Below are 977 nucleotides of genomic sequence, written 5' to 3' on the forward strand. Positions count from 1 at the left end.
GTCTTTTTGGAGAAAGAGAGAAAACGCATCGCCGCCGCCAAGCGGGTTTGGCAACAGTCCCAGTGTCAGCTACAGTCGGCACAGGCGATGGTTTCTCAGTTGCAGTCTCAGTTGGAGGGAATGACGCAAACAATGAACCGTTTAACTGAGTCGCAAAATCAACGTCAGGCTGATTTTCAATCCCAATTAGATGACATTGTTGAACGCATTGACAGTTTGAATAATGGACAAAATCAGCAGCAATTTAAGTTGAATGAAATGAATCGAAGAATTGAAAGCTTAATCCATCAGCAATCACAGCAAGAAACGAAAATAATAGAAGCTATAAAATTTCGACTGAAGCCGATTTCAGAAACAAATAAAAACGAGAAAAATCTTCCTACTTCTTTTGATTATACTCAACTCGAAAGATTATTGAAATCCGGAAACTGGAAAGCTGCTGACCAAGAAACGGCTCGGATGATGTTGGCGGTGGCTGGACAAACTGAACGAGGATATTTAGATTCAAATGATATCAAAAACTTTCCCTGTGAGGATTTACGAATCATTGATGGTCTTTGGTTCAAATGCAGTAACGGACGCTTTGGGTTTAGTGTCCAGAAGCAAATTTATATCAATTGTGGAGGCAAGTGCGATGGACACTATCCAGGTGATACAATATGGTATCGCTTCAGGGAAGAGGTAGGATGGAAAGAACTTGATGATAATTTCCAACTTTCTCCGAAGAGAACTCCCGAGGGCTGTTTCCCATATGTTTTACGTTCGTTTAAGGGAATTTATAGTAATATCAAAGGATATGCTTACTCTTCTCTCGCGCAAAGACTTGTAACCTGTAGCATATAAAACCTTCAATTTATAAACCAAACCATCTCCTAAAGCACTGTCATGAAATGTCCAATATGTGAAACGGAATATACGGAAAATGAGGTCGAAACCTGTGCGGTGTGTGGCTATGACCTGACACCTCTGTGGTTCTT

At 40.6% G+C, this 977-nt stretch carries 1 protein-coding gene; it reads left to right on the forward strand.

Going from position 1 to position 977, the window contains the following annotated elements:
- On the forward strand, window positions 1-843 hold an 843-nt coding region (locus LKE08_RS09185), incomplete at its 5' end, for a GUN4 domain-containing protein (protein ID WP_324703919.1).
- Window positions 844-977: the final 134 nt, after the last annotated feature.

It is taken from the genome of Lyngbya sp. CCY1209 (genome assembly GCF_035615495.1).
Lineage (GTDB): Bacteria > Cyanobacteriota > Cyanobacteriia > Cyanobacteriales > Microcoleaceae > Limnospira.